Raw genomic sequence first — 18,493 nt, forward strand, 5'->3', positions numbered from 1 at the left:
AACAAAACTCCAGCTCTTTAAAGGATTATTCTATTCATGAATCGTTGTACTACCTATTCCTATACTTGTCTTTAAAGTTTGATTAATCATATATTGAAACAACTTCTGCAGTGATCCTATTAAGTTCAAAAATCTCAATCATATTTTCAGCATAATTTCTAGATAGCTGATAATTTAATTGCTTATCAATTGTTATTATACATTCTTCTTCATAGTAGATAGCCTCATTATTATCAACCAACCAAGAAGCAAATTCTTTATGCTTAATTAATATACGTGAATATCCAAACTCCCCTTGATGTACAATCTCATTCTTGCCTAGATTAGATGATAATATCATGGGAGTCACTTCATAATCTTTATTATTCTGCTCAGCATATTCCTTTGCTTTTTGTAATAATGTTTTATAATAATCTTGTGTAGTATTTTCTAAAAAAAATATCCTAGTAGCGTTATCGTGACTCTGTTCTCCTTTTGAAGCAATAAAAGCTGTTACTAACCTGATTTTTTCCAGTTTATTAGGGTTAAATTCCCATGCAGTTTCTATCGTTTTACTATTACCGCTAATCCCCTGGACTTCAATATAAGCTGAGAAATTTAAACCATACTTATTTAATCCTTTTTTAAATTCCAACTTACAATTTTTAAGACCTTCTTTAATTCGTGCTTCAAGTAAATAAAAATTATCTTGATTAAAACCTAAAACCTCTTCAAATAATTTTGCTTTATGCTTCCCAACGACATGATTAGGATTTAAACAATACTCTAATAATTTACCCGACATATCACTAACATCTTTATTTGATAAACGTTCTTTGGTCTTTATTTCAAAATTATTAGGCCCTTTATTACCATTCAGTAATGAAGTAAAAGCATTCTTAGTAAGCAAATGCCAAAAATTAAATACATTTGCTTGCTGCTTTGTTTCAATTGTTTTTTCAATACCTTCTTCATCTATCAATAAGTTTTCTTTTTTATCAATGACCATAGATTGATAAACATCCAGTTCTACGAACTGACACTGCTCATCGGATAAATATTCTAAAATATCGCACTGAAATATATCATCACTAATTATTGCTTTATCATATTGAAGCATACAGTTATCTTCCATATATTCAATAAAGAGTAAATAATTGGGTAGCAAATTATAATCAAGCACAGAATAACCTTTATATAATTTGTCTTTCTTTGCTAAGTCCTTGTCTACTTTGATTAATGTGTCTGACATTATGCTCCTAACAGTTATGGCGTAGACACCTGTCTCAAAATCTTCTATGCTAAACATGTTTTTTATTGAATTCGGGGAATTTTCTACTTCTTTACAGAAGAATTCATATGCTTTAATATGGGCTTTAACATCATTAGACTTACTGAAAGATATAAAACAGTTATCATCTTGTTTTACATGGGATACTTTTCTTCCTAGCTCTTCAAAAAGTACAAGTCCATGAAATATCTTAATTGAGCAACTATTAATAGAATATTTTAACAAACTGTGTAATAAAATAGCCAGAGTTTTATGAGACGCTGATTTATCATCCACATAAAAAAAAGTTACTGATTTCAATACCCTCACTCCTTACTTTAGAGGCGTTTAAAGCCCAAAACATACTAGGTTATGAATAAACTACTGCATATTTTAGACTTTTTCAGATCGTTTACTATGGTATTATTGAGCATCTGTAGTTAAATAAGTGAAAAATGCAGCAAAAACCTATTTTGTAATTAATTAATGACCTAAAAAAACTCAACATGTGCACTGTTAATTATCTTACATTTTTTTCCCTTATATTTATAATCAACTTCCATATCATCATCTATTGAATAAGTTAACCCACAATCATCTTTACAATTAACAGGATTTTTTTTAAGAATGTAGCTTAAATTTTTGGTTAAAAAGAAGACAGGAGTGATTGATTCACATTTACTGTTCAAGTAGAAAATCGTGTGGCATGTATTACAAGTTCCGTTAAACACTTTAATATATTTTCCACTCTTAGTAACAATGTTTTCGAAATTATCAAAATGGACTACCGAATGTATCGTTTTACCGAACCAATCCTTTTCTTTTCTACAAAACGTACATTCCATATTGAAGTAGTTATAATCATGGTAAAGATATTCTTCTAAATCTTTTAATGTCCATAAGTTTAATTCTATTCCACGGGATTTTATGGCTAATTCCATTGCTTTTTTAGTAAAACCTGATATAGATACCATTATGCCCTTATTTGCATTTATGCCCTCAAGTTTAGTAATAAACTCTTCGATTTTCGTAATGTCTATAGGGTTGGTATGGTCTTTACATTCTACCGCGATTAAGATTTCACCTCCAAATCCTTCCTCAATTATCGCTACATCGATTTGTCTTGGTGTTTGGGTCTTATTGTCTCTTACGTGATAGTTCTTCTTTACTTTGAAATGTGTTACCCACCCTTCATCTTCTATAAAAGATTTTGATTCACTTTTGAACTTATTATAAACAAGTTCCTCTAAAAGTTTTCCATCTTTAGTCAAAGCCAAAGTAATCCCCCATTTTAAAGTTTATTAAGAAATGTTGGTTTTGGAGAGCGTTTGAGAAATGTGCCTCCAGTACATTCATATATTTTCCCCTTATTTATTAGATACTTAATATTTCTATTAACAAAAGTGTAAATCCTTCTTTAAGTAACTTGCTCGTTTAGCTTAAGTACATTATTTCACAAAGTCACCTAAAAATGGGGATCTTATTGCGCAGAATAGGTCAAATGCGAAAAGACGATTACCTAATAAATGCAATCGTCTCCTAAACTTTTCAACTGTATCGTTGTACTATGCAGGTAATAACTTTATTTTTGCCATTATTCAAGCACGCGAATGTGGAACAAATTGTATAGTAGGTGATACTACTGCTGTTTGTTTTCAGGCTAGTCCATTAATATGGAATGTAGTTGGTCTCATTCAGAATGTAGAACATGAACGGATGTAGTAGCCCTATTGAATTGGTATTACAACTAAAATAAATTGCTAATATGATATTTTAAAAAAAGACCACTCAAGTGGTATTTAAGGATTTATATGAACTTTAGTAACTATACTCATTGGATTTTGGATGCATAGTTGCTTCTATACCCTTTACCGTAACTGATTCTTTTATCGCCTGGTATATTCTTGTAAAACTTGGTATTTCAATTAGTCCCTTTTTTCCATGTATTCTTTTTGACTTGCATTCTTTCAGCAAATTATTCTTATCTAGGTTGAATGGAAACTGATTTGAGCGTTTATGTCCGTGACTAATCAACAATTTGTTTCTCTTTCTTAATGTGTTAAGAATTGTTGATAGTAACCACCTATCAAGTTCCTTCATCTGTTTTTCGTCATCTATAAGAGGGTAAAAGCTCATTACACCTTTAAAGTTAAGACGTTTATATGAACCATTCAAATAGTTTTTTAACATGTTTTCATTCAAATTTCCGTATAGATATCTTCGTATTTGCATAATAGCGGTAACAAAGTCACTATCGTTGTTATTACTAGGAATTTTTACAGATTGAAGAGGTTTTGTATTTAATGGTTGAATAAGATTTTTAAATAGTAAGTAACTTATGTGTTCTTTAATTTTATTTACAGAACTAGGCTTGATACTAATGTTATCACCGGAAAGCTTATATCCTAGAAATTCAATAGATTTCTTATCAGATTGAAATTCTGAAGGCATACCTTTCTTGGACAAAAGACTTATACCATGAGATTTATCAAAATTTATTTCAACCCCTGTTTCTCTTGAGAAATCTTGTATTATATCAAATGATTTGCAAATTTTTTGGTAACTTTCTGACCATATAACAGTATCATCTGCGTATCTTGCAAATCTAAGTCCCTCTAATTCTAGTTTTTTATCTAATGACCAGCATGCCAAATTTGCTAAAAAAAGTGAGATTGACGTTCCTTGAGCAATACCTTTTGGAAAATGAATAAGAAACTTTTTAATTATATCTGATTCAAAATCACTAATTAAAAATCCATTCTTATTAAATTGTGATAACAAATATTCATGGTTAATTGAACCAAAGAAATCTCTAAAATCAAACTCAGCAACAAACATTCTAGGATTTCCTTTAATATCTAATGCAATATCCTGAATGGCATAATGTACATTTCTGTCATTTCTATAAGCATAGGCAAAGGAGCTAAACCTATGTTTATTTTTGCTAAGTAGTCTATTGTATAAATAGTTAGAAACAGCTTCGTCAGGGATCTGATAAACATGGACAGGCCTCGTTTTAGTGCTATTTTTCTTAGGGATTTGCTTCACATATGGTGTGAAAGGTTGATAAGTCCCGTTGATTAACTTTTTAAAAATTGATTTAGCAATTTGGTTTTTGTGCTTCAATACATAGAATGGATTGAATTTTTTATCAACATCCCATTCTTCAGGTGTTCTTACTTCTTTTAAAATTGGATTTTTAATTCTTCTGCGTTCTCTTTGGTTTATTAATTCAATGTTATTGTGGTATTTTTGAAATTCTTTTGATTTTCTTTCTGCTATCTGTTCAATATGAAATTCTATTTCTTCGAGTAACATAACATTTCCCCTCCTAAACAAAAAGTCTTACCTTTAAAAGATAAGACTTTCCACGCAAACCATAATTAAAAATAAGTTCTCACTTAGAACTTAGCTTGAGTGAGCTTTGTTCTCCATTTTCGAATTAGAATCCGAATTATATGGCTTCCGTTCACCACCTAATGGCATAATCTTACTATATAACAATTAATTTGAAACGTAAATAGTAATCTATGTATTATGTATATATGAAGGATATGGTGCTGGAAAGAAGACAGTTTTAGATTTTATATGCTATACAGTATAGCATTTTCCACAATCTGGCCTGATTGTGGAAATCAATCACATAAAAATAAACTTCTGTACTTTGAGTACATTCTTTTACAAAAGAACTGATTTTACTACGCAGTATTTAGTCAAATATGAAAAAAGATCACTTCAAAAGTGATCGGGTTAAAATACATATTTAGTGACTAATATCGTTGTACTGCGCAACAAATATATCTTTTTTTGGATAGGGTCTGACCCGAGCAGCTCGGGAAGTAATAGGCACTCACTTCACCTTCAACCTAGCTGCCCGATCGATCTTACTTAGCATATAAATCTCTTCTTTTTCCTGTTGATTATACTGTCTCTCTCCTATTTTATCAATTAATTTCATCACCTGTTTTTTATCGCTGTTCTTTATATCCTTATAGGCATTTTTTAATATTCCTGCTAGCGAGAAAACCAAACCAATGTCAGGTATAAGTCCTGCACCACCAAGCAAATAGTCCACCCCATTGACACGGCGTTTTTGCTGCCCTTCTCCAATTTCAAATAACAGACCATTTAGTTGATCTACATGTTTTCTCCGTTCATCTTCATTCATCATTTCCAGCTTCATCAGCAAGTTTTTAAGTTTTTCTCTAGTATGATACTGTGTTGCGATATCATCAAATTTCAATATGGAAACAGGCTCATTTAATTCAAGTAAGCCGATTACATGCTGTTCTTGCTGGTGTAGATTTTTCAAATTAATTAAGGTGTCTCTTTGTCCTTCCTTAGGATATTTATACATATTCAGCAAATCACCCAAAACATTTGCAACCCCTTTATCAGAGTAAGTTCCATCAGGTGATTGGAAGGGAAAATAAGTCGCTTCAAGTGCACTCGCTGTATAGATAGAAGGACCATTTGCGACAAGTTCAAACTCAATTTCAGGTTTTGCTGTTAAAGCAGGAAAAACCTGATGGACACCGATTGTTGCCAACCGAATAGGACTACCGAATGATAAAAGCTCCAGGCTCTTTTGTTTTGCTCGTGCAGGCCACGTAAAGAGCTGAAACAACCAGCCAGTGGCAGAAGTTTGCTGTTGGCTTTCCAGAATAGCTTCTGCCCTTAAAGATAAGTCATACAAGATAGTCCATTCTTCAGGAGTAAGTCCTGAAAGTAAGGATTGGCGTTCAAGTTCGGTAAATTCACATGCCAGTAAAGAAGCAATTCCCCTTCTAGTTACTAAAGCTTTTGGATTTACAGAGGAGATTTCTGATAATAAGTCAGGATGATATCTAGTTTCATCGTTTGATAGTAGTAACTTAATTCTTCCTCTTGCTATCAATTCAAATAATTCATCCCTTGACATTTTTTGTTTCTTAAGCCAAGCAGCCAAATTTGTCTCTGCGTTCATTTCCATTGGAGGTGTAAGATAGATTACATCGTATAACAACAACTGATTTCTTAAATTCATATTATCGAATAAAGAAAAATCTAAATAACATTTTGATTTTTCCTCATTATAAAAATAAAGTTGTTCTTTCGTAAAACTCCCATCATAAAAATTTTTTGCATGGTCAAACCAAAGCTCAGAGTCCCGAACAGAGGATGGGATTTCCTTATAGGTTCGTATGTTAAGTGAAATATTGTCTGTTTGAAGTGGCTGATTACGTACACTGAAAATAATATCTTGGAAAGCGAGATTCATAGCCTCGATTATTCTCTTTACTAAATCCTTTTCCTTATTGGAAAGGTGGTAGTCTGTTTCAATTCTCATAAATGGTTCTTCCAAGTGGGTCCAAAGGTGGCCAGATTTAGGAAGATAAACGCGAAAGATACGATTCCAATCTACTGAATCCTTTGGTTTCTCTTTAACTGATATTACGAAAGTATAATTTCCCCACCTATTAGACAACTTTTCCTTAAATCTTTCTATTAAGTTAACATCAGTATCTATTACGCCAATGATAAATTTTGCATCATTATTTGGATCTGGCTTCACCTCATTAAGACAAACAAGCCCTTTGCTTAATCGGGTTATTTCATCTTTATAATCATTCGGTACCAGGAGGAAGTTTATATTTCTATATGGTGTCGCCTTTTTTAAGAAGCCCTCTACTGCGTTTAAATCAAATGGCCCAAGTTCTCCCAGATCGATAACCTCCACCAATAAGTGATACCGAACTTCTGGGTTTTCATAGAGACTAACAATAGGAACAGAACTAAATTTACTCTTTACAAAAAGGTTAAGTTGATTAAAGTTCAGTAGAAAGCCCTCAAAATCCGATACCATATTTTGCTCGGATATTGGTTCAATTTTTCTTTCCCAGTGTGCTGGAACTGACACGACCACTTGAATTGCTTCCCCGGCTGGCCGGATAGAGGTTGAAAACATTTTACTGATTTCATCAAAACGATTACAAAAATTCTTCAAAACTATCCAATAGCCATAATCATTGGTCTTATAAATCTCGGTCTGTAACCCAATAAATTCTGACCGCAATTGAAAATCCACTCTTCTTACCATGCTATCTCTGTTCACCACTAGTCATTGTACCTCCCGTACTGTGCTAATTTTAAATAGTAACATAGCTAAAATATATTGTCACACACTCATTATGTAGTAGGTATTCTGCGTAAAGGTGAATTCTCCTTTTTTACTAACCAACTACCGTTAGTACTTTAATTCGCAAACATCAAGATTTTGTTTCAGTACATTCCTTTTCAAAATCATGAGGATATTTATTGCGTAGTAATTGTCAATTACGAAATGACGATCACATAATGCAATCATCTCGTAGATGGGTTTAGTCTATTAACAGTATCCCATCTTTCTTAAATGATAGGGGGTTAACTAGTGAACTTCATATATTTATTTTGTATTCCTCTCTTAGTTCCTTCATTGTAGCTAATAAAACTTCCAAATCAACATCAAGAATATGGCAAGGGTAATCAATCTTAATTTCTCCTTTTTTTAATGCGGCTTTGAAATTAGGATTTGTACCAAATTGTACAAAAACAGTACAGGCTCTATGAATATTATCTGGATCAGATGTATGCCAAAATGAGGCACCAAAGGAAACACGGTAATACCTTTTCTGTCCATTTAGCTCTCCGTAGGAGGATCGAACTAGCTTATATCCCCATTCTTCAAAAGGTGGCTGCTTCTTCATAATAATCACCTCAAAAAAAATTATTTGAGATAATCATAGCCGTTTTTAAAGTAAAACTCATCCTTCAAATTCCTTTGATTTTTCTATTCTATTGCTATAACGAATTTAGAAAAAGCTCTTGAATACTCCCTGCTTCTTACCTTTTCATTAGGCTTTGTTAGTACTGCGCAGTATGAGTCAAATAAACGATAACCTACTGAATCAGATACCTTTTATGTTGCTCTCTCTTTCGCTCATGATTAATCTTTGCATATCTAAGTGTCGTATCTGGTGAACTATGTCCTAAGAGCTCTTGAATCGCAACCAATTCAGCACCATTATTTAAGGTTAATGTAGCAAAAGTGTGTCTTAAAACATGGGGACTTACTTTGTCTTGTAAACCTGCTTTTTGGGCGATTATATCTATTTCCCTTTGTATTCCTCGCTTAGATAATCTTCTATAAGGTTTTCTCTCTGTAACCATCAAGGCTTCACAATTGTCATTTCTGCCTTTTATATATTTACCTAAATGATACATTGCTCTAATCGAAAAATAGACTTCCCTTTGTTTATCACCTTTACCAATAACTAATGTGCTCATGTTTTGTAGATTGATATCAGCTTTATCTAATCCATGAACTTCAGACAATCTACAACCCGTTGCATACAATATTTCTAGAAAAGCACGCTGTCTGACTGTATCGCAGGATCCAATTAAATTTTCTATACTTCTAAATCTATACAATACCTTTCCATTTCAATTCTTATTTTTCATTTATAATTTTTAATCTCTATTACGCTTTTTTAGTTTATAAAATCAATCAAATATTGCTTCTTTATTAGGATTTTCTAGAAAATCAAATAGCATTTTAATTTGAGATACTGTATTTCTGTTTAAAGAAAGTTCAGGTAAATTATTTTTGTCATAAAAACTTATCCCTTTCGTTTCTAAACCCATTTTTTCCTGACCGCCAACTATTTCACATTGAATAAACAATTTATAATAATGATAGGGTTGAGGGGGATGAGGATGTTTATTCATGTCTAATATTGCCAGTAATTTTGTAGGAACTACATCAAAACCAGATTCTTCTTTTATTTCTTTTACAATATTTTCAGCAGGCGATAAGCCTACATCACAAAATCCACCAGGTAAAGACCATCTATCGTCCATTTTTTCTCTTACCATTAAGATTTTATTATTTCTAAATACTGCCCCACGAACATCTATTTTTGGTGTTTGGTAACCTGTGTCGCTAGTGAATAAATCCTTTACTTTTTGCATTTCTAATCCAGTATATTCTTTCATAATCTCAGCACTTATATTTCGTAATTCTTCATAACGTTCAATATCATAAACATCTTTGGTAAATGTTAATCCTGCTTGAGATAATGATTGAATTCTTTTCGCCCATTCAAGCCATTTATAACTCATAAGAAACTCCTTTTTTTAAAAAGTCAATAAACTCGGAAACACTATTAAATGAGGAATGAGGATCAATTGAAAATTCCAAAGTTTGATAATCTGATAACCATTGAACACCTACTGTAATCACATTTGCCTGGATGCCAGCGTGTATATCTGCATCACTATCTCCAATAAACATAGCTTCATTATTCTTTACATTTAATAGAGATAATGCCTTTTTCACCCCTTCTGGATGGGGTTTTGGTTTAATTACATCATCACCTGTAATAATAACATCAAAAAAATTTTCCATTTGAATTGCTTTCAAGGAAATATCTAAACTTCTTCTTGCTTTTCCAGTAACTATTCCTAATTTTAACCCTTTGCCTATTAAATATCTTATTAAATCATTAATCTCTGAATTTTGTTTAACTAATTTGGTATGATTTTCTGAGTATTTTTCATAATATAATTCGATAGCCTGTTCTTTATTTATATTTAATAGGTTCTCTTTTATAATACCTGTTTCAGAAGGTCCAAACATTGCTTTGATTTCTTCAGAACAAAGATCTTTATTATCAAACTCTTTAAAAACAGTCTGAAAAGCATAATAACAAATTGGTAAGGTATTCGCTAATGTTCCATCAAAATCGAAAATAATTGCCTTTATAACAAACACTCCCCTAAATTTTATTCTCTCTCTTTCCAATATTATCAAAAATATTTTGTGATAAGTGATTATGTCGAAAAATAAGGACAAATTAAAATAATGTAATGAACCTGAAATCTAATCAGCAATAAAAAATAAGAGTGCGAAAATGTTAAATTTCGCACTCTAGTACTATTTTAGAAATAATTATTTAGAATGTAATTTTAAACTTGGCATCGTGCCACCCGTAAGGTGAAAGTGTGTTATTTCTTTAACGGTATATAAAGAGAGTGCGGTATATCAAGATTTCCCTAAATTATGTCTGCAATATCTTTAACGAGAATTTATCGTTTTTCATTGGATTGCGTTAGCAAAATGTTAGCTTTTTGCTGGCGCACTTTATACTAATTCTCATTATTCTGTAATTAAACTGTAAGCAGATATTTTCTTAATTTTTAAAGATACAACCATTGAAACAATGTAAGATAAAATAAGGATACCTACACAAACCATTGCAATAATCGGTAAATGAATAATAAATTCCAGACGTTTAATACCTGCATTTGAAAGTAATACTGAAAACATAGGATTAGTGAAAAATATTCCTAACAAACCACCAATACCAACGCCTGTAATGATTATAGGTAGCAAACTAATGGATATTTGATTCATCAGTTGAAACGTTGAATAACCTATTGCCTTCATGACGCCAAATTCTTTCTTACGCTTTGTAATCATCGTTTTAATGACAAGATATAAGATTATTACAACAACTAAAACAGTAATTGTTAAAACAATCACCATAATAGCAAACACTGCATCTGTATACATACTTGTTTGGCTTTCTATTTTTTTATCGATATCTAATGTTTCAACTATATTATCTCCGTACTGTTTTTGGATATTATGAATAAAGTCATTGTTCGATATATTATCTAAATATACATAAAGTGTAGTACCTTTATAATCTAGTTGTAATTGCTGAATGCCTTCCATTGTTAATGATGCTGTCCGTCCAAAATCACCAATTATTTGACTAAGACCCGTTATTAAATAACTCTTTGTTTCAGCCCCATATTCTACGTCAACCGTATCACCAATTCCTTTATTGATTTGACTTGATACTACCCAGGAGATGGATATTTCATTTTCATACTTTGGCTGACGCCCCTCATAAACAATATTATTATCTAACTGATTATATTGATCTGTAACATTTGTATATACGTCTTTACCATCAATTTTCAATTTAATTGTGTCGAATATATTTACTTTTCTTACATGATCCATTTCTTCAATGTCACTCAGGAGTTCCCTTGTGTCCGCATCTGGCTTAACTGCTATATATACATTTGACGGTTCTGTTTCGAATAAGTTAACAAATGCGGTCTTGTCTAAAGCAATGTTGTAATACAGCACTACTGAAAAGACCGTAACAAAAGTTAACGCCATAATAATTAAAAGTATCATGATATTTTGTTTCACATTTCCCAACATTGACTTAATAGCAAGTAAAAAATGGAGACTACCTTTCGCTTTTTCCAAAGGAATGTAATTTTTTCTAAAACTGTGTGTCTGAATACCTCCACGAAGAGCTGCAACAGGTAGAATTTTTCGTACTCGAAAGGCTGATAGTAATGTCACGATTACAACACACAACGTCACAAAGAAAATACTGATTAAATTAATAATAATATCAAAGCTATGAATCCAGATTAATCCAGATAAAGTTGAAATAATATTTCCAATTAACGGCATAAGAGCATATGACAATGCAATTCCTACAATGCTAGCACTAAGAGTAATTAAGAAATACTGAAGTATAATTGATAAAAGAATTTGCCTACTTGTATAGCCAATCGATTTCAGTATCCCTATATTTTCCATTTCATCTTCAATATTATTTGAAATACGGAACTTAATGACAATTAATGAGACAATCACAATAATTGCCGAAAAAGCTATTAATATAGTAGCAATAATATTAATAGTTAATGAATCAACATTTTTAAGCTGTTCAATATCTAAACCCCAGATGTAAGAATTTGATTCCTCTACTTGAGGTTTCTTTACATTTTGAAAAAAATCATTTATTAACTTCGAAGATTGTTTTTTGTCTTCCATAACTACAGATATAATCAACCCTTTTGATTGATGACCTAGTTCGTCTGCTAGTGATTGATAGGCGTTCTCTACTAACATAAATTTCATAACGCCGTTGTTATTTGTACCCATCATCGTTGTTTCTAAAAAACCAGCAATTCGATAATCATAATCTCTATCTTGATATGTGATGGTAAAGTCATCACCTAATTTATATCCCCCATTTGTTTTAAAAATGTAAGGTACATAAATATCATTGATACTCGTTGTAGTCAGCCTTTCAATTAAATTTAACGGTCCAATAGTACGTTTGGTATCCGCATTTAAAATAACAAAACTATCCGTTAATTCACCGTTACCGAAAATAACTTTTGCAACGTGCATATCAATAATCTCTTCTGTTTCAGTTTCTTTTATTCCTGAATAATTTGCTAAATATTCATTATGAGCTGAATGATAACTTGCTTGATCCATTACAAATGTTACATGAGGATCTTTTAATTGTTCATTTTTCTGATCAAAAAATGCATTTAGTTGAGTATTGACCATTAGACCCATGTTAAGAAGTAGCCCAGCAATTAAAATAAATATAAATAAAGAAACCGTTGCATATTTACTTTTTCTAATATTCGCCATGGCTAGGTTCATGACTTTCACCTTACCACCCCATTTCTGCTAGGAAATGTTGGAGCTTCTCCTGCCGTTCTATATTATTTTGTTCACTGTATCTACCTAACTGCAAATCTCCACAAATGACACCATCTCGTAAATATAAAATTCGATTTCCGCGTAATGCGGTTTTCATATCATGAGTGACCATGACAAGACTTTGCCCGTTTTGATTTACATTTGTTAAAACATCTAACACACTATCACTAGAAGCAGAGTTTAATGCACCGGTTGGTTCATCTGCAAAAAGTATTCTCGGACTATTAATTAATGCACGAACAATCCCAACACGTTGCGCCTCACCACCCGAAAGTTGTGTCGGAAATTTAGACCATGCATGTTCATTAATCCCTACTTGTATTAATAATTCTTTCGCTTTTTGTACGAGTTCACGCTTATTCTTATTTACTAAAAGACCACTTGCAAGTACATTATCGAGTACGCTCATATTGTCTAGTAAATATATTTGTTGAAATACAAAACCACAATTATTTCTTCTAAATATAGCTAGTTGATCATTGTTTAGTTTAGCTAAATTTTTCCCACCAAAATCAATTTCTCCTAACGTTGGTTTATCCATACCACTCAATGCGTAAAGAAAAGTCGATTTTCCAGATCCTGAACTACCCATTATGATAGTAAAATCCCCTTCAAATAAACTGATATCTAAATTTTTTAAAACATGCTGCTGAAATCCACCGCTCGAAAAGGTTTTACTTAGTTTTTTAGTTATAAGTATTGTCTTTGTCATGTTTTTTAACACTCTCCCTTTATTAAACTCATGTATGTATTTTTAACTCAAAAAAAAGACCGTAATAAAGATTACAGTCTTAGCTTACAAAATGAATTCTTATTAAGTCTTTGCGGAATTCTTAATTATTCCTTAATTAGGAAGCAAGCTTTATTTTCAAGACTACAGTAAATCCATCATCTCGATTGAAACAGTTAATTTGGCCTTGCATATTTTCCATGAAGTACTTCGATATATAAAGCCCAAGTCCTGAACCATTCTTGCCTTCGACATTTTTTCCTCGATAATATTTATTGAACAGTAGCGGCAATTCTTTTTCGCTAATTCCCGGTCCAAAATCTTGAATATGAAGTTCAAGATAATCCTGAATAATTTGAAAATTAATCAAGATTTTTGTTCCTGCATACTTATATGAATTACTAATAATATTATCAATTACCTGCTGCATTCGTACGGGATCAGTTAAAATTATACAAGGTGGAACTGGATCATAAAAGATTTGATGATCGTAATTGACATTTTCAATCATTTCAACAAGTACTTCACTCGATTCCTCAGTTACTGTTAATTTTAACTGTTGTAGTTCTTCTAAAGTAGCGTGAAACATATCCGTAACAAGTAAGTTAATTTGCTCTGCTTTTGAATTGATTATATTTACGTGCTTTATAAGCTTTTCATCTTTTATTTGCATAAGCATTAACTCACTTACCGCTTTTATCGAAGCAATAGGTGTCTTAATATCATGACTTATTGTGGCTACAAGCTCTTTCTTGCTACGGTTGGATTCATACTCTCTTTGACGAGCAGCATAGAGTTCCTCACGTAATAAATCAAAACTTTCAGTGAATGCGCCAAAGTAATTGTTCTTGTCCATATTTAAAGGAATATCTAGATTACCTCTAGCGACATTCGCCGCGAAATGTTGAAGTTGCTGAAACGGTTGAAATAACGTTTTATAAATATAGGAAAAATGAATAATACTAACAATTATTAATAGACCAACTATTAAAACAAATGATACAACCAGTTCCTTTTTCATTTTTTGCACTATTTCTTGTTCGTTATTGTGAATAATAATTTTCCCTACAACTTCATCTTTTTGAAACACATCTATAATCGAATCTCTATTTTTGATGGCATCGTATACATTGGTAAACTGAGTATCAGGTGTTTGATAAATTACGTTTTCCAAGTTATCTATAATAATAAGCGATTGGTTAAAACTACTGTTTTTAAGTGTTTCTTTATTAATTTGTCCCCAATTTTTTTCGACAGTTTTCACTACTTCATTAATAGCTATAATATTCACTTCTGAAATATTTTTTTTGTTAATCATAATTATTGGGAAAGTAATTCCTGTAGCAATAAGAACCACAAAGGTAACCATTAGTAGTTTTATTCTCATTGCTTAGTATCCTCTAACACATACCCTGTTCCCCATACCGTTTTTATAAATTGCGGGTCCTTTGGATTTTCTTCAATTTTCTCGCGTAAATGTCGAATATGTACGTTTAGGGTCCCATCCCCGACAAAGGAATCTCCCCAAACATTTTGAAACAATTCATCTTTGGTAACAATACGGTTTTTATTATTCGCCAAATAATACAGAAGTTTATATTCCATCGTTTTTAGTTGAATATCCAACCCTTTTACTCGAACACGATGAAGTTTTGTATCAATTTGGATTTCTCCAAACTCTACAACTTCTTGCTGGTTACTAGAACCATTGCCATATCTTTTGAGTACTGCTTTAACTTTTGCTAGCAAAATACTGAGTGTATATGGCTTTTGAATATAATCGTCACCACCTATGTTAAGCGCAATTAGAACGTCGTCATCACTAGAGCGAGCACTTATAAATAGAATCGGAACCTGCGTTGTTTTACGCAATTTTTTACACAAATCAAACCCTGATTCATTACCAAGGTTGATGTCTAATAGAATCAATGATGGCTCATGCTCCTTCAAAAAAATCTCGCACCCCTCTGCATTTGTAACAAATGCTGTTTTGACTTCGAACATATTAAAATATTCAGAAGTTGTTTCAGCCAAAGCAATCTCATCATCAACAATTAAACAATCTAATTTCATCATAATTCTCCTAGAAAAAGACTTTCCTACTTGTTTAACAGGATATCTACAGTATACATTAAGTTCGATAAGTAGATATAAATTAATGGATTTTCTTACATATTTAACAAAAAGTAAATTTATAAAATACTATAATACAACTATATGGAATGAAAAAAAGACAAAGAACACATCCCTGGACAAGAAAATTAGGACAAGGGGACATAAGAAAAGAGATCCCGCCCCCAATTGAATGCTCATTGAAAATTATTATTTTAAAAATCCATTTCCACTTAAGTAGAATTTGATATTTCTATCCTAAAATACATCGGAATCTTCGCTTATATATCTATTCTAACACTAAAACAACCCTTAAAAATGCCGTTTATAAGCCATTTCCAAGGGTTCTAAATATTATATTAGCTTCAGCAGTGCTACTCCTTCACGATGTGCAGAGTATATGTGGCAACACATGGGTGATGTTGAGTTTACTATACTTACAAAATTATACTTATTGCACATAATCTGAAATATCATCTAATAAAGCATTTTTTATCTTTCTTAAGCTAATAGGATATGATTGTGACTTTACATTCTCAAGTGCTTTTAATATATAATCAATACCTTTAATAGCACTTTTCTTTTGTAATAGAAGACTTTTTTGATTATATTCTACTGGCATCATATTTAAGTATTTATAATACTCTTCACGTATGCTTTTAGAACAAGTCATATCCATTTCAAGACAATATTGCATTGTGTAAAATTTTTATTTTTTTAAGAAATTAAAGGCCCTACTATATACATTGCTCTTCAATGTTTGAATTAGCCTATCTCTTTCTTCACTTGTCTTGAAAATAGTCTTTATTAGGTCTGAGTCAGACAAAATATCTTTATAGATATGAAGCCCTTTATTAACATCATGGCTATTTTTCAAGCTATCATTCACGCAGGTCTGAAAGTCCTCACCGCCACTAACTAATAATGGCTGTTCCTCTTCGTGTAACTCCACAATAATGGTTCTTCTTTTTGCCATTTCTCTACACTCCTTTAAGGTTAATAAAGGTGGTAGCACAATATTTTTACGCACACGATTATTAGACACGACCAAAATAAAAGGATTGCGTGTCCAGTCATAAAGACTAAACTCACAATCCTTGTTATACCGCGAAAAAATGCGGGTTTTAGTTAAAATTTGATACCGGTGGTCGGGGTCGAACCGACACTCCTCACGGAACACGATTTTGAGTCGTGCGCGTCTGCCAATTCCGCCACACCGGCATAATATGGAGGCGGCAACCGGATTCGAACCGGTGGTAAAGGTTTTGCAGACCTCTGCCTTACCACTTGGCTATGCCGCCTTATTATTGGAGCGGAAGACGGGATTCGAACCCGCGACCCCCACCTTGGCAAGGTGGTGTTCTACCACTGAACTACTTCCGCAAACTGGGCTAGCTGGATTCGAACCAACGAGTGACGGAGTCAAAGTCCGTTGCCTTACCACTTGGCTATAGCCCAATAATAATATATTCATTTCAGAATACATTGTGAAAATATATGGGGCGATTGATGGGAATCGAACCCACGAGTGTCGGAGCCACAATCCGATGCGTTAACCACTTCGCCACAACCGCCATAATATTTTGGCAGGGGTAGTAGGAATCGAACCCACACTGAAGGTTTTGGAGACCTTAGTTCTACCTTTAAACTATACCCCTATGTAAATGGTGGAGGGGGACGGATTCGAACCGCCGAACCCTGAGGGAGCGGATTTACAGTCCGCCGCGTTTAGCCACTTCGCTACCCCTCCACAATGTGAAACTGGTGCCGGCCAGAGGACTTGAACCCCCAACCTACTGATTACAAGTCAGTTGCTCTACCAATTGAGCTAGGCCGGCTAAATGGTGGCTCGGGACGGAATCGAACCGCCGACACATGGATTTTCAGTCCATTGCTCTACCGACTGAGCTACCGAGCCTTATGTATTATTTAAAATGGCGGTCCGGACGGGACTCGAACCCGCGACCTCCTGCGTGACAGGCAGGCATTCTAACCAACTGAACTACCGGACCGAAGTATTTTCAATGTTTATTGAAAATAACTTACTTAATTGCGGAGGCAGGATTTGAACCTGCGACCTTCGGGTTATGAGCCCGACGAGCTACCAGACTGCTCCACCCCGCGATAATATTATGGTGGAGGATGACGGGATCGAACCGCCGACCCCCTGCTTGTAAGGCAGGTGCTCTCCCAGCTGAGCTAATCCTCCATTAGGTATATTCTAATGTTATTTATAAAATGGTGACCCGTACGGGATTCGAACCCGTGTTACCGCCGTGAAAGGGCGGTGTCTTAACCGCTTGACCAACGGGCCACATAAGTTAAATGGCGGAGAGCAAGGGATTTGAACCCTTGAGACAGCTCTTAACCGTCTACACGATTTCCAATCGTGCTCCTTCGGCCACTCGGACAGCTCTCCTTATGGCTCCGCAGGTAGGATTCGAACCTACGACCGATCGGTTAACAGCCGATAGCTCTACCACTGAGCTACTGCGGAATAATACGCTTGGCAGCGTCCTACTCTTGCAGGGGGAGAACCCCCAACTACCATCGGCGCTGAGAAGCTTAACTTCCGTGTTCGGGATGGGAACGGGTGTGACCTTCTCGCTATTGCTACCAAACCTTATGGACATATATTATTATACATGTTTTTGAGATTTTTTCAAGAAGAAATTTTAATTCATTCCTTCAAAACTAGATATAGGAGAAATAACGGTTCATAACTTTGAATCAAATTGGTTAAGTCCTCGACCGATTAGTATTCGTCAGCTCCATGTGTCGCCACACTTCCACCTCGAACCTATCTACCTGATCATCTTTCAGGGGTCTT

Annotated in this window: 15 protein-coding genes, 15 tRNA genes and 2 rRNA genes; 1 reads left to right on the forward strand and 31 read right to left on the reverse strand. The window is 33.4% G+C overall.

Features of this window, described 5'->3' with window-relative positions; genetic code table 11:
• Positions 1-82: 82 nt before the first annotated feature.
• Both ACQKP0_RS15960 and ACQKP0_RS15965 read right to left on the reverse strand, forming a co-directional pair.
• Positions 83-1,570 carry a DUF6883 domain-containing protein gene (locus ACQKP0_RS15960; RefSeq protein ID WP_427406835.1) on the reverse strand — a complete coding sequence of 496 codons (1,488 nt, stop codon included), beginning with the start codon at positions 1,568-1,570 and terminating at the stop codon, positions 83-85.
• Positions 1,571-1,740: 170 nt separating this feature from the next.
• Positions 1,741-2,526, reverse strand: a complete 786-nt coding sequence (locus ACQKP0_RS15965; protein WP_427406836.1) for a restriction endonuclease — start codon at positions 2,524-2,526, stop codon at positions 1,741-1,743.
• A gap of 283 nt (positions 2,527-2,809) precedes the next feature.
• On the opposite strand from ACQKP0_RS15965, the gene ACQKP0_RS15970 reads away from it, so the two are divergent.
• The gene (locus tag ACQKP0_RS15970) at positions 2,810-2,971 is read left to right on the forward strand and encodes a hypothetical protein (protein WP_427406837.1); all 162 of its coding nucleotides are present in this window, start codon (positions 2,810-2,812) and stop codon (positions 2,969-2,971) included.
• Between the two features lie 96 nt (positions 2,972-3,067).
• Here ACQKP0_RS15970 and ACQKP0_RS15975 read toward each other — a convergent pair whose 3' ends face one another.
• From ACQKP0_RS15975 to ACQKP0_RS16115, 29 genes are all read right to left on the reverse strand, one after another.
• Positions 3,068-4,567 (reverse strand): reverse transcriptase domain-containing protein, encoded by a 1,500-nt coding sequence (locus ACQKP0_RS15975; protein ID WP_427406838.1) that lies wholly within the window; start codon positions 4,565-4,567, stop codon positions 3,068-3,070.
• A 532-nt stretch (positions 4,568-5,099) separates the two neighbouring features.
• On the reverse strand, positions 5,100-7,346 hold the full coding sequence (locus ACQKP0_RS15980; protein WP_427406839.1) for a hypothetical protein: 2,247 nt from the start codon (positions 7,344-7,346) through the stop codon (positions 5,100-5,102).
• Positions 7,347-7,665: 319 nt separating this feature from the next.
• Positions 7,666-7,974 (reverse strand): hypothetical protein, encoded by a 309-nt coding sequence (locus ACQKP0_RS15985; protein WP_427406840.1) that lies wholly within the window; start codon positions 7,972-7,974, stop codon positions 7,666-7,668.
• A gap of 193 nt (positions 7,975-8,167) precedes the next feature.
• Entirely contained in the window at positions 8,168-8,698 is a 531-nt protein-coding gene (locus tag ACQKP0_RS15990; protein WP_427406841.1) for a tyrosine-type recombinase/integrase, read from the reverse strand.
• 72 nt (positions 8,699-8,770) lie between these two features.
• Positions 8,771-9,388: an NUDIX hydrolase gene (locus ACQKP0_RS15995; protein ID WP_427406842.1), complete on the reverse strand. Its 618-nt coding sequence runs from the start codon at positions 9,386-9,388 to the stop codon at positions 8,771-8,773.
• Positions 9,378-10,031, reverse strand: coding sequence for an HAD family hydrolase (locus ACQKP0_RS16000; protein ID WP_427406860.1), 654 nt, complete (start codon positions 10,029-10,031; stop codon positions 9,378-9,380). Before ACQKP0_RS16000 ends, ACQKP0_RS15995 begins: the two co-directional genes overlap by 11 nt.
• 393 nt (positions 10,032-10,424) lie before the next feature.
• The gene (locus tag ACQKP0_RS16005) at positions 10,425-12,761 is read right to left on the reverse strand and encodes an FtsX-like permease family protein (RefSeq protein ID WP_427406861.1); all 2,337 of its coding nucleotides are present in this window, start codon (positions 12,759-12,761) and stop codon (positions 10,425-10,427) included.
• 10 nt (positions 12,762-12,771) lie between these two features.
• Positions 12,772-13,533 (reverse strand): ABC transporter ATP-binding protein, encoded by a 762-nt coding sequence (locus tag ACQKP0_RS16010; RefSeq protein ID WP_427406843.1) that lies wholly within the window; start codon positions 13,531-13,533, stop codon positions 12,772-12,774.
• A gap of 136 nt (positions 13,534-13,669) precedes the next feature.
• A complete protein-coding gene (locus ACQKP0_RS16015; protein ID WP_427406844.1) occupies positions 13,670-14,938 on the reverse strand; it encodes a HAMP domain-containing sensor histidine kinase in 1,269 nt (422 codons plus the stop codon).
• Positions 14,935-15,624 (reverse strand): response regulator transcription factor, encoded by a 690-nt coding sequence (locus ACQKP0_RS16020; protein WP_427406845.1) that lies wholly within the window; start codon positions 15,622-15,624, stop codon positions 14,935-14,937. Before ACQKP0_RS16020 ends, ACQKP0_RS16015 begins: the two co-directional genes overlap by 4 nt.
• A 490-nt stretch (positions 15,625-16,114) precedes the next feature.
• Positions 16,115-16,342, reverse strand: a complete 228-nt coding sequence (locus ACQKP0_RS16025; RefSeq protein WP_427406846.1) for a hypothetical protein — start codon at positions 16,340-16,342, stop codon at positions 16,115-16,117.
• A 30-nt stretch (positions 16,343-16,372) separates the two neighbouring features.
• Entirely contained in the window at positions 16,373-16,639 is a 267-nt protein-coding gene (locus ACQKP0_RS16030; protein WP_427406847.1) for a hypothetical protein, read from the reverse strand.
• Positions 16,640-16,802: 163 nt separating this feature from the next.
• Positions 16,803-16,884 (reverse strand) — tRNA-Leu (locus ACQKP0_RS16035).
• Positions 16,885-16,890: 6 nt separating this feature from the next.
• Positions 16,891-16,964: transfer RNA gene (locus tag ACQKP0_RS16040), tRNA-Cys, on the reverse strand.
• A gap of 7 nt (positions 16,965-16,971) precedes the next feature.
• Positions 16,972-17,046 (reverse strand) — tRNA-Gly (locus ACQKP0_RS16045).
• A 3-nt stretch (positions 17,047-17,049) separates the two neighbouring features.
• Positions 17,050-17,121 (reverse strand) — tRNA-Gln (locus tag ACQKP0_RS16050).
• A gap of 40 nt (positions 17,122-17,161) precedes the next feature.
• A tRNA-His gene (locus ACQKP0_RS16055) sits at positions 17,162-17,237 on the reverse strand.
• 10 nt (positions 17,238-17,247) lie between these two features.
• Positions 17,248-17,321, reverse strand: a tRNA-Trp gene (locus tag ACQKP0_RS16060).
• Positions 17,322-17,328: 7 nt separating this feature from the next.
• Positions 17,329-17,413 (reverse strand) — tRNA-Tyr (locus tag ACQKP0_RS16065).
• Between the two features lie 12 nt (positions 17,414-17,425).
• A tRNA-Thr gene (locus ACQKP0_RS16070) sits at positions 17,426-17,501 on the reverse strand.
• A 4-nt stretch (positions 17,502-17,505) separates the two neighbouring features.
• Positions 17,506-17,581, reverse strand: a tRNA-Phe gene (locus tag ACQKP0_RS16075).
• 17 nt (positions 17,582-17,598) lie between these two features.
• Positions 17,599-17,675: transfer RNA gene (locus tag ACQKP0_RS16080), tRNA-Asp, on the reverse strand.
• Positions 17,676-17,713: 38 nt separating this feature from the next.
• Positions 17,714-17,787: transfer RNA gene (locus tag ACQKP0_RS16085), tRNA-Met, on the reverse strand.
• A gap of 9 nt (positions 17,788-17,796) precedes the next feature.
• Positions 17,797-17,872: transfer RNA gene (locus tag ACQKP0_RS16090), tRNA-Val, on the reverse strand.
• Between the two features lie 30 nt (positions 17,873-17,902).
• Positions 17,903-17,977, reverse strand: a tRNA-Glu gene (locus tag ACQKP0_RS16095).
• A gap of 12 nt (positions 17,978-17,989) precedes the next feature.
• A tRNA-Ser gene (locus tag ACQKP0_RS16100) sits at positions 17,990-18,082 on the reverse strand.
• A 3-nt stretch (positions 18,083-18,085) separates the two neighbouring features.
• Positions 18,086-18,160, reverse strand: a tRNA-Asn gene (locus ACQKP0_RS16105).
• Between the two features lie 7 nt (positions 18,161-18,167).
• Positions 18,168-18,284 (reverse strand): 5S ribosomal RNA (gene rrf / locus ACQKP0_RS16110).
• A 114-nt stretch (positions 18,285-18,398) separates the two neighbouring features.
• Positions 18,399-18,493 (reverse strand): 23S ribosomal RNA (locus ACQKP0_RS16115); the annotation flags it as partial.

Origin of the sequence: Heyndrickxia sp. NPDC080065 (genome assembly GCF_050281185.1) — a bacterium.
Classification (GTDB): Bacteria; Bacillota; Bacilli; order Bacillales; family Bacillaceae_C; genus Heyndrickxia.